This window comes from Asticcacaulis excentricus (genome assembly GCF_003966695.1).
GTDB lineage: Bacteria > Pseudomonadota > Alphaproteobacteria > Caulobacterales > Caulobacteraceae > Asticcacaulis > Asticcacaulis excentricus_A.
On the sequence record NZ_AP018827.1, the window covers coordinates 1,003,285 to 1,016,844 of the forward strand.

The window sequence follows — 13,560 nt, forward strand, 5'->3', positions numbered from 1 at the left end:
GCGCTCGTCCTGTTGTGAATAGGCATAAGACCTTGAAAACTCTCCTTTGCGGCGTTGCGTTTGCCGCTCTCCTCACCTCGCCTGCGCTGGCCGAAGATGCCCCGCAGGAGGTGATCGTCACCCTCACCCGCGAACCGGTGGCCCTGTCCAAGGTGGGGCAGAGCGTCACCACGTTTGACGCCGCCGCCATAGAACGCAGTCAGTCGGTCTATCTGAAAGATCTGATCGCTCTCACCCCATCCGTCTCCATCGCTCAGACCGGCGGTCCCGGTCAGGCCGGCACGGCGCGCTTTCGCGGGGCCGAAAGCGACCGCAGCCTGTTCATCGTCGATGGCGTGAAGCTGGGCGACCCGTCGATGATCGGCGGCGGGCTGAACCTCGGCCTGCTGGCACTGAATGATGCCGAGCGCGTCGAAATCTTGCGCGGCCCGCTTTCGACCCTGTGGGGCTCTCAGGCCATCGGCGGGGTGGTGTCGGTGACGACCCGCGCGCCCCAGGCCCCATTTGAGGCGCAAGGCTCCCTCGAAGGCCTGGATGAATACGTCGTGGGCAAGGCCGGTATCGGCGGCAAGACGGGCCCACTGAGCTGGCGTCTGGCGGCGTCCTATATCGACGATGACGGGGTGTCGTCGCTGCGCGGCGGGGCGGAAAAGGACGGCTTTACGCAAAAGCACCTCAACGCCTACGTCCACTACGCCCTGAGCGACACTTCGGGCCTGCGCGCCCGTCTGGCCCGCACCGAAAGCGACTACGATTTCGACGGTTATAATGCGGCATTCCAACTGGCCGACACCCGCGACACCGGTTTTCAAAACGAAAATCTGGCCAGCCTCGGCTACTACACTCAGGCCTTTGACGGCGCGCTGAAGCAGACCTTCACCCTGAGCTACAGCACGACGAAGCGCTCGACCTCTGACCTCGCCAACGCCACCGCCTATCCGTTCGAAGGCCGTCAGACCAGCTTTGACTACACCGGGGCTCTGGCCCTGTCGGAGACGTCCAAACTGGTCTTCGGCGCGTCGAGCGAGCGCTCGAAAGCTATTGCCTCCGGCCTCAACAAGCGTGTCACCCTTAACGGCCTGTTCGCACAACTGCGTCAGGACGTGACGCCCGCCCTGACGGTGAACGCCAGCCTGCGCTATGATGACCATTCGGTCTTTGGCGGCAACACCATCGCTCAGGTCGCCGTGGCCTATGCCCTGTCGCCCTCTCTCGTCCTGCGCAGCAGCCTCGGTCAGGGCTTCAAAGCCCCCAGCCTCTATCAGCTCTATGACGGCTGGTCAGGTAATCTCAAGCTCAAGCCTGAGGAAGCAACCAATCTCGATGTCGGCGTCGATTATTATGGCACGAACGACAGCCGCATCGGTGTCTCGCTGTTCGGGCGCAAGACCGACAACCAGATCGACTATGACATGTCGTCCTTCCGCTATGGCAATATCGCCCGCACCAAGGCCTATGGCATCGAGTTGGAAGGCGAGACAAGGCTGACCCAAAGCGTTCGTTTGTCGGGCAATTACAGCCACATCATCGCCCGCGACGACGCCCGTTCGAGCTCTACCTTCCGCAACGATCTGGGCCGTGCGCCGCGTCATCTGGCCAATGCCAGCGTCGAATGGCAGGCGACGGAGGCGCTCGAACTGGGGGCCTCTGTCCGCTATGCGGGCAAGTCGTTCGAGAACATCTACAATACCCGGCGACTGGACGCCTACACCCTGCTCGACCTGCGCGCCAGCTATGCGCTGAACGACACGGTGGCGCTCTTCGGGCGCATCGAAAACGCCAAGGACGAAGACTATGAAACCGCCGCCAACTATGGCTCGGTCGGTCGCCGCCTATGGCTGGGCGTACGCGCCAAGTATTGAGACCGATGATAGGATTTGAAACCAAATCCTTACGGTCTATATAGGGGGCCTCCATCGACCGAGGCCCCCACCATGACCGCCGATACCGCCCATGCCTTTCAGACCTACAGCGTCACCACCCATCCGTCGCAGGGCGTGACCCACGTCGCCGCGCTGCGGGCGCAGTTTGCCGGTCTCGGTATCGACGGCTTTATTATCCCGCACGAAGACGAGCACCAGAACGAATATCTACCCGACGCCAATGAGCGTCTGGCCTGGGTATCGGGTTTTACCGGCTCCGCCGGTGCAGCCCTGATCCTCAAAGAGCAAGCCATCCTGTTTGCCGATGGCCGCTACACCCTGCAATCGCGCGAACAGACCGATCCCTCGGTGTTCGCGGTCGTTGATTTCACTGCCACCGCCATCGCCGAACAGATCGCCGCTCAGCCGCGCGGCCGCGTCATCGGCTATGATCCGCGCCTGCACAGCCCGGCGGCCCTGAAGGCGCTGCAACTGGCGGCCACCAGCGTCGGCGTCACGTTGAAAGCCGTGGATAAAAACCCCATCGACCTCGCCTGGGGGGCGGCGCGCCCGGCTCAGCCGATGACACCGGTGGTGCCACAACCGCTGCAATTTGCAGGCGTCACGTCGGGTGACAAGCGCGCCAAGCTGGCCGAAAGCCTGCGTCAGAAGGGCGTGGCCGCCGCTCTGATCACCGCACCGTCGTCTATCGCGTGGCTGTTCAATGTGCGCGGCGGCGACGTCATCCGTTCGCCCCTGCCGCTGGCGCAGGCCCTGCTCAAGGCCGACGGCACGGCAGAACTGTTCCTCGAACCGGCCAAGGTCACGGACGGTTTGGACGAATGGCTGGGCAATGAGGTGGCGCTGAAGACGCCCACGGACATCCCGGCGGCGCTGACGGCCCTGTCCGGTCAGGGCGTGCTGGTCGATCCCAACTGGTCCTCGGCCTGGTGGGTGCAGGCCATCGAAGGCGCCGGGGCCACCTCCGTTCCGGGCGACGACCCATGCCTTGTCCCGCGCGCCTGCAAAAACGCCGCAGAAATCGCCGGGACCACCGAAGCCCATATCCGCGACGGGGCCATCCTCAGCGAATTTCTCTACTGGGTGGCCACCGAGGCGCAAGCGACCCTGCCGTCCGAAATCGAAGTGGCGCAAAAGCTGGAGTCCCTTCGCATCGCGTCGGGTTTGGTCAAAGACCTCAGCTTCGACACCATTTCCGGCTTTGGCCCGCATGGGGCCCTGCCGCATTACCGCGTCACCGAACAGAGCAATATCCGCATCGCACCCGGCAATCTGCTGCTGGTCGATTCCGGGGGGCAGTACGTCGATGGCACCACCGATGTCACCCGCACCATGGCCATCGGCACGCCGAGCGCCGAACACAAACGCATGTTCACCCTGGTGCTTAAGGGGCACATTGCGCTGGCCACCATCCGCTTCCCGGCCGGCACGACCGGCACGCATCTTGATGTGCTCGCGCGGCAGTTCCTGTGGAACGCCGGGTTCGACTACGACCACGGCACGGGCCACGGCGTCGGTGTTTATCTGGGGGTACACGAAGGCCCGCAGCGCATCGCCAAGGCGCTCAATGCCTATGCTCTGCAACCCGGCATGATCGTCTCCAACGAGCCGGGCTTCTATAAGGCCGGTGACTTCGGCATCCGTATCGAGAACCTGCAATACGTCACCGAAGCGGCCCCCATCGCCGGGGGTGAACGCCCGATGCTGGGCTTCAAGAACCTGACCTGGGCACCGATTGATCGCAGCCTGATTGAGGTGTCGCAGCTCAGCGAGGCCGAGCGCCGCTATATGGACGATTACCATGCGGAGGTGCTGCGCCTGCTGTCGCCGCGCGTAAAACCGGAGGTGGCAGACTGGCTCAAAACCGTCTGCGCGCCCTTATAAAGGCTTTATATCCGGCAAAATCAGAACGACCTGCGCCCTTATCCGGCCGGTCGTAAGGTGTCCCCGTAGCCATTAGTCTGCGGAGGGACACCATGCCTGCCAGCACCGTTTTTCAACCCGCCACCGACACCTTCGGTAAATTCACCGTTTCGCATAGCCCGGCACGCGCCCTGTCGCCCGAAGCCGAAGCGCGCAAGGCCGCCCGCAGGCATTTCCTGATCGGGACGGGCTTTGTTGCCGGACTAATCGCTCTGTTCGGGATGGTATCGCTGGCCGACCGCACCCTGTTCCCCGAACCGCAACTGACGGCGCAGGAACAGGCCTATTTCGCGACCGCGATGGATTGATCTTATACCCCCCCGATAAAGGTCAGCCATTCGTCTTCGGTCATCACCTGAACGCCCAGTTCAGCCGCTTTTTTGAGCTTTGACCCCGCGCCCGGCCCGGCCACCACAATGTGCGTCTTGGCCGAAACCGAGCCCGCCACCTTGGCCCCGAGACGTTCAGCCTGCGCCTTGGCTTCGTCGCGCGTCATCTTCTCCAGCGTACCGGTAAACACCACCGTCTTGCCCGACACCGCCGAATCCCCGGCCACGGCCTCGGCATCCTGTACGCTAAGTTGCGCCACAAAGCGCTGATAGATGCCGACATTGTGGTCGTTCGAGAAGAACTCGATCAGCGCGGCCACCAGAGACGGCCCGACCTGATCCATATTGTCGAGCGCCGCCTTCACCTCTTCATCCCCCGCCGCCAGCGCCATCATGGCGTCGCGGAAGGCGCTTTCCGAATGGTAGGCGCGCGCCAGCAGACGCGCGGTGGTTTCCCCCACCCCCTTGACCCCCAGCGCCGCGATAAAGCGGTCCAGCGGCAACTGGCGGCGGTCTTCGATGGCCTTGAACAGGTTGCGCGCCGAGGTCTCCCCCATGCCTTCGCGGTTACGCAACGGCGTCAGGGACGTCTTGTCCCGCGCCTCCAGCGTGAAGATGTCCGCCGGTTCGCGGATCAGCCCTTCTTCGCTGAACTTCTGAAGCTGCTTTTCGCCCAAGCCCTCGATATCGAGCACCTTACGGCTGACGACGTATTTCAGATATTCGACGCGCTGATGCGGGCAGGCGTGTTCGCCGGTGCAGCGGCGCGCCACCCCTTCCTCGCCCTTGAGGTTCACCTCGCGCACCACGGCGGTCTTCAGCGGACAGGGGCAGACCGTCGGAAACGCATAGGCTTCCGTCCCGTCCGGACGCTCAGACAGCTCGACGCCGACAATCTGCGGTATGACATCGCCCGCGCGCTGCACACGGACCAGATCTCCGATACGGATATCCTTGCGCGCGATCTCATCGGCATTGTGCAGCGTTACGTTTGACACCACGACGCCGCCGACATTGACCGGCTCCAGCCGCGCCACAGGGGTCAGGGTGCCGATGCGCCCGACCTGAATGTCGATGGCCTTCAGATGGGTCAGGGCCTGTTCCGCCGGAAACTTGTGCGCAATGGCCCAGCGCGGCGAGCGCGAGACGAAACCGAGCCGGCGCTGGTAGTCCAGCCGATCAACCTTATAGACCACGCCGTCGATATCGTAACCGAGGCCCGACCGGTCGCGCTGAATCGCCTCATAAATCTCCAGCAAACCGTCGCTGTTTTCGGTCGTGGCCGAGCGCGGATTGACCTGAAACCCCCATTCGCGGAACTTGGCCAGCGCTTCGGTCTGCGTCGTGACAAAGCCCGGATCGCTGACCTCCCCCCAGGTGTAGGCGAAGAAACGCAGAGGCCGCGAGGCGGTAATGGTGGCATCCAGTTGCCGCAGCGCGCCGGACGCCGCATTGCGCGGATTGGCAAAGACCTTAGCGCCCTCTTCTACGGCTCTGGCGTTCATGGCGGCGAACTCGGCCAGCGGATAATAGACCTCGCCACGGATTTCGATGCGTTCGGGATGGCCCGCCCCGCTCAGCACGTGCGGCACGTCCTTGATGGTGCGGACGTTTTCAGTGATGTCTTCGCCTGTGCGCCCGTCGCCGCGCGTCGCCGCCCGCACCAGCTTGCCGTTCACATAGAGGAGCGAACAGGACAGGCCGTCGATCTTGGGCTCCGCCGCGAAGGCCAGCGCCTCTTCCGGCGGCAGGCGCAGGAAGCGACGGATGCTCTTCTCAAAATCGGCCACGTCTTCCGGCGCAAAGGCATTGTCGAGCGACAGCATAGGCACGCCGTGCTGAACCGGGGCGAATTTGCTCGAAATCTCGGCCCCTACCTGTTCGGTCGGGCTATCGACCGTATGCAGGTCCGGATACTGCGCCTCCAGCGCGCGCAGTTCCTGCTCCAGCGCGTCGTATTCGGCATCGCTGAGTTCGGGCGCTTCCTGATTATAGTAGAGATCGCGGTGATGCTTGATCTCGGCAGAAAGCTGGGCGTGGCGCGCCTGCGCCGTGTCGGGTGCGTGTGTGGTCATGTCTTGTCTTTATCCCTCCCCTGAGATCAGGGGGGAGGCTATGCCTTTACCCCTTCACCAGCGCGATCGCGGCGGCGCGGGCTTCGGGGGTGATTTCGGCGCCCGACAACATGCGGGCCAGTTCTTCCAGCGTCTCATCCTTACTCAGTTCGACGACGCGCGAGCGCATCCCCTCACCGGCATCGGCCTTGGAAACCTTCAAATGCTGATCGCCGCGTGCAGCCACCTGCGGCGAGTGGGTGACGACGATCACCTGAGAGCGCTGGGCCAGCTTACGCAGGCGCAGCCCCACGGCATCGGCCACGGCACCACCCACGCCCTGATCGACCTCGTCAAAGATCATCACCGGACCGGCCGCGTCTTCGCCGCCGCGCGTGGACAGAGCCGCCTTGAGCGCCAGGGCAAAGCGCGCGAGTTCGCCACCCGACGCAATGGCCGCCATCCCCCCCCAGTCGGCACCGGGATTGGTGCGAACCTCGAACGTAATCACATCGCCGCCCGCAGCACCGTACTTTTCAGGCTCCAGCGGGCGGATCGCCACGCGGAAGGCCGCCTTGTCGAGCTTAAGCGGCACCAGTTCGGCCATGACGGCGGCGCTCAGCGCCTCACCCGCCGCCAGACGCTTCTGCCGCAGGGTTTCGACCGCCGCATAGAAGGCCTGCTCCGCCGCGGCAATCGCCGCCGCCAGCTTTTTCAGCTCGGCATCGGCGTCTTCGATACGCCCCAGAGACTGGGCGATCTCGGCGCGTTTTTTGGGCAGGTCCTCGACCAGAATATTCAGCTTACGCGCCATGGCCCGCAGAGCGAACAGACGCTCCTCAACGCGGTCCAGCTTGCCCGGCTCCACGTCCAGCGCATCGGCCGCCGCGTCCATCAGGGCCAGCGCCTCATCGGCGGCAATCAGGGTGCGGTCGAGCGCTTCGGCGGCATCGGAAAGCGCCTTGAGTACCGCATGGCCCTCCCCTGCCCCGGCCTGCTGTGCGCGCGTGCGGGCGTGATCGAGGGCGCGGAAGGCCTTGGACAGGCGCTGCGACAACTGATCGCCGCCGACCGTGGTGCGCGCCTCATTGATGTCTTCCAGCGCCCGCTCAGAAGCCCCCAGAAGCGCCCGGTCAGACGCCAGTTGCGCCTCCTCATCCGGCAGCGGGTTGAGGCGGTCCAGTTCCTGAAGCCGCAGGGTCAGTTCTTCGATTTCGGCCGTCGCATTGTCGGATTGCCGCTTGAGGTCGCGGTACTGATCGCGCAGGGCCTTAAGCGTGCGGAAAGCCGCCGCCGTGGCCGCCAGCGCCCCCTCACACCCGCCATAGGCATCGAGCATGGCTCCGTGCGTGCGCGGATCGAGCAGGCCGACCGTCTCATGCTGACCATGCACTTCCAGCAGGCCGTCACCCAGCGCCTTGAGCACGCTGACCGAGACCGACTGATCATTGACGAAGGCCTTGGAGCGCCCGTCACGGCTGACCACCCGGCGCAGCAGCAAGGGCTCACCGGGCTCTACGGCCAGCCCCTTGTCTTCGAGAAATTCATAAAGCGGGTGCCCGGCGGCCAGATCGAACTCAGCCGTGACCGAGGCCTGCGGCGCACCGGCACGGATCAACCCCGCATCGCCGCGCGCACCGGTGGCCAGACCCAGACTGTCGAGAATGATGGATTTGCCGGCCCCGGTTTCACCGGTGAGTACCGAAAGGCCCTGCCGGATATCGAGATCCAGCCGATCAACGAGCACAACGTCTTGAATAGACAGGCGTGTGAGCATGGAAACCCTGACGAAAAAGCCGTGAGTCGGCTCACGGCTGTTTCTCTCAGATTACATCGGGTTGATGCGGCTTAGCCAGCTCTTTTTCTCTTTTTGTTCTTTTTTCGCCGGTTTGGTTTTTTCGGCAACCGGCAGCGGCTTGATGTCCATCGGTTGCCCGCGTTCCTGCATCAGCTTGTAGGCCGCGTTGTACCAGCGGTCGCCCGCATAGTTATAACCCAGAACCGCCGCATTGCGGTTGGCTTCGTCGGTAACGCCCATCATCAGATTGGCTTCGACAAGGCGATAGAGGGCTTCAGGCGTGTGCGAGGTCGTCTGATAGCGGGTGATAACCGTCTTGAAGCGGCCAATGGCGGCCAGAGGCTGGTTTTGCGCCAGATAGAAACGGCCGATTTCCATTTCCTTGCCCGCCAACTGGTCATAGACCATGTCGAGCTTGACCTGGGCGTCGCGCGCATATTCAGTACCCGGATAGCGCTGCACGATTTCACGCAGATAGGCTTGCGCCGTTTCGGTATAGGCCTGATCCCGGCCCACATCGACGATCTGCTCGAAATAGTTGATGGCCCGCATATAGTAGGCATAGGGGGTCAGGGGCGAGCCCGGATAGAGCTTGATGAACCGTTCCGCCGCCGCCGTCGATTCGTTATAATCGTTGGCCTGATAGTGGGCGTAGATTTCCATGATGATCGAGCGGCGCGACCATTCCGAATAAGGGTGCTGACGCTCCACCTCTTCGAAATAATCCACCGCTTCGTTCCAGCTCTTTTCATCCAGACGCTGCATACCGGTATTGTAGAGCGCCTCGACCGGGCGCTCCTCATACACGAGGCGCGTGCGTTGCTTGGGCTTACCGGCGCAGGCCGTGAGGGCCACAGCCGCCAGCGCCGTCAGCAGCAGAAGCTTTGCCGAGGTCTTGCCGAAGGAGGGAGAAGCGGTCGAAGTCGTATAGGCCGGCACGATAAATCCTCATCAGGCCGGTCAGTCGCCCGGCAGTCTTAACGCTTTATGGAGGATAGCTCTACAACGGCGCGCCACAAACGCCAACAGGTTTTAACCAACCTGCTGGAGCACGGGGGCGCGGGTCACGATCCGGTAGGCATCCGGTTGCGACAGTAGGGCACGGACCGCGGCATTATTAAGGCCGTGGCCAGCACGGATTCCTTCAAACCTGCCAAGAATGGGCATACCGAGCACGTAAAGGTCACCAATGGCGTCCAGCGCCTTGTGACGGACGAATTCGTCGGCAAAGCGCAGGCCTTCGGCATTCAGCACACGGTCGCCATCAATGACGATGGCATTGTCCATCGAGCCGCCACGCGCCAGACCGGCCGCACGCAGGGCTTCGACACCTTCGATAAAGCCGAAGGTGCGAGCCGCCGCCAGTTCGGTGCGGAAGCTGTCTTCGGTGACGACCATTTCGATTTCCTGATGGCCGATGACGGCGCTGGGGAAGTCGATTTCGAAGTGCATTTCGAAGCGGTCAGCCGGATAGAAGGCCGCGCGCTTGTCGCCTTCGACGACCACGACCGGCTTGAGGATTTCGATGACCTGCTGCGGCTGCGCCTGACGGCGGAACCCGGCCTGATCCAGCAGTTGCACGAAAGGCTGCGCCGAACCGTCCATGATCGGCACTTCCGGACCATCCAGTTCGATCAGGGCATTATCGACGCCAAGCGCCGAGAGAGCGGCCATCAGGTGCTCAATGGTCGAAACGGATACGCCCGCCGCATTGGTTATGACGGTGCCCAGACGGGTCTGCGTAACCAGATCAGCGCGTGCCGGCACGCGGTTGTCGCGGTCACAGATGTCGGTACGCACAAACACAATGCCCGTACCGGCGGACGCCGGACGCACGGACAGGCGCACACGTTGACCAGTGTGCAGGCCGACGCCCGCACAGATAGCAGGAACGGCAATCGTATGTTCGTGGTGGTCAGGCGACATGGAACGCATAAACCTAAAAATGAACGCGCGGAAAGGTTTCCGCTCACGTCAGTTTATACGCCCCGACACCCCCTCGCCTCAACTAAACATGGATTACGGTTTGTAACGCCATGATTAACGGGGTTTAGCGCGATCATAACGCTTTCATACCAAAAGAAAAAGCCCCCGGCGAACCGGGGGCTTTCATCAGGCATTACTGTCCTTGTCAGTTCGCGAGGCGGCGAAGAAAGGACGGGATTTCAAGATCATCCTCCGCTTCCATGCCCGGCAGCACGTCCGACTTCGCGGCGGCCTGAGGGGCCGCTTGCGGGGCGGGCGCAGTCGCATAGGGCGACGGGGCCGGCGCCGAAGGCTGACGGTATTCCGGGGTCTGTGTCACCGGCGCATCACTGCGCTTGGGGAACAGGCCACGCCACAGGCCACCCCGGTCGTCTTCGCGCGGCGACTGTACGGCGGCACGTGCCGGCTCAGGGGCGCGCGTGGTGCCGTAACCGGCCACCGGACGCTGGGGAATTTCGCGTTGCACCGACTGAGGTGCCGACTGAACCGCCGGGATATCGAACTCGTCTTCGACCGACGGATCGACGATTTTCGCAATGATGCGCGGCTCAGGCTGAGCCACAGGGGCCGGAGCCGGTTGCGGCGCAGGCGTTGCGGCAACGGGTTCCGGACGCACTTCCGGCTGATAGGCCGGTTGCACGGGGGTTTCAGCCACAGGCGCGGGCTGAACCGGAGCCGGTTGCGGCGCAGGCGCTGCCGTAGCCTGACTTAGCGGGGCCTGAACGGCAACCGTCTGAACCGGCTGAGCCTGCCCCGGACGGCCGGGGGTGATGTAGATGGACTGACGCGGCGGCGTCGAAGCCGTGGCCTGCGGCACCGGCGGTTGTTGCTGCGCTGCGGCGGAGTCCATGCCGGTGGCGACAACCGACACGCGCAGCTTGCCTTCCAGAGACGGATCGAAGGCCGCGCCGAAGATGATGTTGGCGTCAGGATCGACTTCCGACGAAATGGCATTGGCCGCTTCATCGACTTCGAGCAGGGTCATATCGAGGCCGCCGGTGACATTGACCAACACCGCCTTGGCACCCTTGAGCGAGGTTTCGTCGAGCAGCGGGTTCTGGATGGCGTTTTGCGCCGCCTGAAGCGCGCGGTCATCGCCGGTCGCTTCGCCCGTACCCATCATGGCCTTGCCCATTTCGGACATGACCGAGCGCACATCGGCGAAGTCAAGATTGATCAGGCCCGGCAGAACCATCAGGTCGGTGATGGAGCGCACGCCCGAATGCAGCACCTGATCGGCCATGCCGAAGGCTTCGGCAAAGGTGGTGCGCTCATTGGCGATACGGAACAGGTTCTGGTTCGGGATAACGATCAGCGTATCGACATAGCGTTGCAGCTCGGCGATGCCCGCATCGGCCAGACGCATACGGTGGCGGCCTTCGAACATGAAGGGCTTGGTCACCACGCCGACGGTCAGGATGCCGCGTTCACGCGCCGTCTTGGCGATAATCGGCGCGGCGCCCGTACCGGTGCCGCCGCCCATACCGGCAGTGATGAAGACCATATGCGCACCTTCGAGGTGCTCACCGATCTCATGCGCCGACTCTTCGGCAGCGGTCATACCAACTTCCGGATGGGCACCCGCGCCCAGACCTTGCGTCAGAGAAACGCCCAACTGCACGCGACGGTCGGTCTTGGCAAACTGGAGCTGTTGCGCGTCGGTATTGGCGACGACAAACTCAACCCCTTCGAGGCCCGCCTCGATCATGTTGTTGACGGCGTTGCCGCCCGCGCCACCGACGCCGAAAACGACGATGCGGGGCTTCAATTCCGTGGCGCGCGGCGCCGAGAGATGTATAGCCATGTGATCAGACCAACCTTCCGTGACCCTGTCCGGGCGACCTTTGTTCCCGTCCAATTATCGACCCGGCGCTCTTGTCAAAAAGCGCTCACAAGCGTCGATCATGAGACATCGAATATGCTTAATGAATAGTTACCCGATAACTTGAGTCGCAGCGATTTGAAGGTCTTTTTGCGATAAATTTTAACAAAAGTTACCGCTTGATAAATTTCCGGCCCGCCACCCGAATCAACCGGCAGGGCATCAAGCGAAAATGGCCAAAATTACGGCCACTTATGCACAGAAGATTAATCCGGAATCAGGAATCCTTACCCGCACATTAACGCTCACACCATGCAGCCGCATACCGCCCAAACGCAAACGGGACGCCCGAAAGCGCCCCGCCAAAACTGTGGATTTTTTTGTGTGTAAACAGGCAACCGGTTACAGATTCTGCTTGAGCCACTCCACCACGCGGCTCACCAGATGGCCCTTGGCGGCGCTGGGGGCGTCCTTGGGCGACAGGCGCGCCGTCATGATCTTGCGCGCCGGGACCACGTCGCGCGGGCCATAAAGCGTGCGCAGGATCACCCCGGCACAGGCGGCAAAGGCCGGCCCGGCGGCCGCATCAGCCAGGTGCGGTACACGCTTGGGCTTGCCCAGACGCACAGGACGATCAAACACGCGGATGGCCAGTTCCCGCACACCCGCCAACTGCGACGCGCCGCCCGTCAGGACGATACCCGCACCGGGGTCGATCGGAACGCCAGAGGCTTTCAGCTTTTCACGCAGCAGCTCAAAGGTTTCTTCGACACGCGGGGCGATAATGCCTTTGAGGATCGAGCGCGGCACCGAAATCGGCGGGGCCCCGGCATCGTCACCGCGCGGCGGCGCTTCGACCATTTCGCGGTCTTCGTTGGACGAGGCGATGGCCGAGCCGTGCAGCGTCTTGACGCGCTCCGCGCCGACAAGCGTGGTGGACAGGCCGCGCGCGATGTCGGCCGTGACGTGGCTACCGCCGACATTCAGGCAATCGACGTGTACCAACGCGCCGCCATAGAAGACGGCTGCCGTGGTGCACGAGGCCCCCATGTCGATGCAGATGCAGCCCAGTTCCTTCTCGTCTTCCTCCAGCGCCGCGACGGCCGCCGCCAGAGGCGCGGAGACAATCGCCTGCACCTCAAGGTGCGCCATGCCGACGCACTGCATGATATTGTTAAAGACGTTTTCGTCGATGGTGACGACCAGCAGTTCAAGGCCAAGTGTACGACCCGTCAGGTTGCGCGGATCGCGCACACCGCTGTGGCCATCGACGGCCCAGCTTACCGGCAGCAGGTGGATGGGGCGACGATTGGGGAAGCGCACCTGCGCCAGACCCGACGCGATGGCGCGGTTGAGGTCATCATCCGAGATCGGCTTCACACCGACCGACACCTGAGCGAAGACGCGATGCGACGCGGTCTGCGCCCCCGGCACAGAAACGCGAACCCCCTGTACCGAGACATTGGCCATGGCCTCAGCGCGCTCAACCGCCTGAGCGATGGCGGTGGCGGCAGCTTCCATGTCAATAATATTGCCGGCACGCACGCCGCGCGACTGCACAAAGCCGACACCGGCCACACGGATGGAATGGTCGGCGCTGCGCACGCCGTCCGGCTTCATGATGAAACAGCCGATCTTCGAAGCCCCCAGATCCAGAGACGCGACGACGCCCGGCGTCACGGCCATCACGGCGGATTGACGCGAGGCGGCTTCGACGTGACGTCCTTCTTTGGCCAGTTTGCGATCTTCTAGACGCGACATGGAC

The 13,560-nt window shown here is 63.2% G+C and carries 9 protein-coding genes; 3 read left to right on the top strand and 6 right to left on the bottom strand.

All coding sequences use genetic code 11. The features are described 5' to 3' along the window. Positions 1 to 32 precede the first annotated feature (32 nt). From EM6_RS04545 to EM6_RS04555, 3 genes are all read left to right on the top strand, one after another. Positions 33 to 1,862: a TonB-dependent receptor plug domain-containing protein gene (locus EM6_RS04545; RefSeq protein WP_172961134.1), complete on the top strand. Its 1,830-nt coding sequence runs from the start codon at positions 33 to 35 to the stop codon at positions 1,860 to 1,862. A 72-nt stretch (positions 1,863 to 1,934) separates the two neighbouring features. Next, entirely contained in the window at positions 1,935 to 3,767 is a 1,833-nt protein-coding gene (locus EM6_RS04550) for an aminopeptidase P family protein (RefSeq protein ID WP_126420554.1), read from the top strand. Positions 3,768 to 3,859: 92 nt separating this feature from the next. Beyond that, positions 3,860 to 4,114, top strand: a complete 255-nt coding sequence (locus EM6_RS04555) for a hypothetical protein (RefSeq protein ID WP_126420556.1) — start codon at positions 3,860 to 3,862, stop codon at positions 4,112 to 4,114. Positions 4,115 to 4,116: 2 nt separating this feature from the next. Here the strand turns inward: EM6_RS04555 and ligA are convergent, their stop codons facing one another. The 6 genes from ligA to ftsA all read right to left on the bottom strand — a co-directional run bounded on the left by ligA (position 4,117) and on the right by ftsA (position 13,556). Next, positions 4,117 to 6,210 (bottom strand): NAD-dependent DNA ligase LigA, encoded by a 2,094-nt coding sequence (gene ligA / locus EM6_RS04560; RefSeq protein ID WP_126420558.1) that lies wholly within the window; start codon positions 6,208 to 6,210, stop codon positions 4,117 to 4,119. A gap of 46 nt (positions 6,211 to 6,256) precedes the next feature. After that, positions 6,257 to 7,966 (bottom strand): DNA repair protein RecN, encoded by a 1,710-nt coding sequence (recN, locus tag EM6_RS04565; RefSeq protein ID WP_126420560.1) that lies wholly within the window; start codon positions 7,964 to 7,966, stop codon positions 6,257 to 6,259. 51 nt (positions 7,967 to 8,017) lie between these two features. Beyond that, entirely contained in the window at positions 8,018 to 8,926 is a 909-nt protein-coding gene (locus EM6_RS04570; protein WP_126420562.1) for an outer membrane protein assembly factor BamD, read from the bottom strand. A 93-nt stretch (positions 8,927 to 9,019) separates the two neighbouring features. Continuing rightward, the gene (gene lpxC, locus EM6_RS04575; RefSeq protein ID WP_126420564.1) at positions 9,020 to 9,913 is read right to left on the bottom strand and encodes a UDP-3-O-acyl-N-acetylglucosamine deacetylase; all 894 of its coding nucleotides are present in this window, start codon (positions 9,911 to 9,913) and stop codon (positions 9,020 to 9,022) included. A 205-nt stretch (positions 9,914 to 10,118) separates the two neighbouring features. Next, positions 10,119 to 11,777, bottom strand: a complete 1,659-nt coding sequence (gene ftsZ, locus EM6_RS04580; RefSeq protein WP_126420566.1) for a cell division protein FtsZ — start codon at positions 11,775 to 11,777, stop codon at positions 10,119 to 10,121. Positions 11,778 to 12,197: 420 nt separating this feature from the next. Beyond that, positions 12,198 to 13,556 carry a cell division protein FtsA gene (gene ftsA / locus EM6_RS04585; protein WP_126420568.1) on the bottom strand — a complete coding sequence of 453 codons (1,359 nt, stop codon included), beginning with the start codon at positions 13,554 to 13,556 and terminating at the stop codon, positions 12,198 to 12,200. Positions 13,557 to 13,560: the final 4 nt, after the last annotated feature.

Coding starts and splice junctions, on each gene's coding strand:
- ligA (WP_126420558.1), bottom strand. CDS start 6,210: ATGACCACACACGCACCCGACACGGCGCAGGCGCGCCACGCCCAGCTT.
- lpxC (WP_126420564.1), bottom strand. CDS start 9,913: ATGTCGCCTGACCACCACGAACATACGATTGCCGTTCCTGCTATCTGT.
- EM6_RS04555 (WP_126420556.1), top strand. CDS start 3,860: ATGCCTGCCAGCACCGTTTTTCAACCCGCCACCGACACCTTCGGTAAA.
- recN (WP_126420560.1), bottom strand. CDS start 7,966: ATGCTCACACGCCTGTCTATTCAAGACGTTGTGCTCGTTGATCGGCTG.
- ftsZ (WP_126420566.1), bottom strand. CDS start 11,777: ATGGCTATACATCTCTCGGCGCCGCGCGCCACGGAATTGAAGCCCCGC.
- EM6_RS04550 (WP_126420554.1), top strand. CDS start 1,935: ATGACCGCCGATACCGCCCATGCCTTTCAGACCTACAGCGTCACCACC.
- ftsA (WP_126420568.1), bottom strand. CDS start 13,556: ATGTCGCGTCTAGAAGATCGCAAACTGGCCAAAGAAGGACGTCACGTC.